The sequence below is a fragment of the Mesorhizobium sp. M1E.F.Ca.ET.063.01.1.1 genome, assembly GCF_003998155.1.
GTDB lineage: Bacteria > Pseudomonadota > Alphaproteobacteria > Rhizobiales > Rhizobiaceae > Mesorhizobium.
Window position 1 is genome coordinate 1 of sequence record NZ_RZSC01001323.1, and the last position, 863, is coordinate 863.

1 pseudogene is annotated in these 863 nt (G+C 61.2%); it reads left to right on the forward strand.

Features of this window, described 5'->3' with window-relative positions:
* Positions 1-70 precede the first annotated feature (70 nt).
* Positions 71-863 (forward strand): annotated as a pseudogene (locus tag EOA29_RS38285) (DMT family transporter); the annotation flags it as partial.

Below are 863 nucleotides of genomic sequence, written 5' to 3' on the forward strand. Positions count from 1 at the left end.
CCAATAGTCAGCGCCAAAATTGGCCGTGATCCGCTTCTCGGAGCTACGGGCGCCTGACCAAAGAGATCCCATGACGCTCCTGCACAGCAAAGCCCATCGCCTCGTGTGGCCAATGATGGCGACGGCCCTGGTGGTAAGCTGGAGTTCTGGCTTCGTCGGCATCCGCTACACCAGCGAGAATGCCGATGTCATGCTGGTCCTGTTCTGGCGGACCCTGATGTCGGGATTGATTCTTTTGCCATTTGCTCTGCTGATCGGGCCGCGCATAGGCGCACGTGCCCTGGTCGAGCAGATGGTCTTCGGCGTGGCGATGATGTTCCTCTATCTGGGCGGATTCGCGCTTGCCATCGGTCAGCGCGTGCCGACCGGCCTTGTCGCGCTGATTTCCGATCTTGTCCCTCTCGCCATCGCAGCCTTGTCGCAGCCGGTTCTGGGGCAGCGATTGACCGGGCGACAATGGATCGGAACGGCTCTCGGAGTGACAGGCGTGCTCGTCGTCTCGCTGGACAGCCTGGAGCCTCGGGACGGCCCCGGCCTGGGCCTATGTGTTGACAGTCGCTTCCATGATGGTTCTGGCGCTGGCAACGGTGGTGCAGAAGCGGATGGGGACGATCAATATGCCCATCCATCAGAGCCTATGCATTCAATGCCTGACGGCGGCGATCCTTTTCGCCGCCTGCGCCGAAAGGAATGGCGGGCTGATGCCGCCCCTCGATGCCCGATTCGGGTTTGGCATCGCCTGGCTGGTGCTGTTTTCGACCTTCTTTTGCTACAGCACCTATTATGTGAGCCTGCGCCTCTACACGGCCTCGCAGGTCAGCAGTGTGATCTATCTCAGCCCACCGGTGACGATGCTCTGGGGC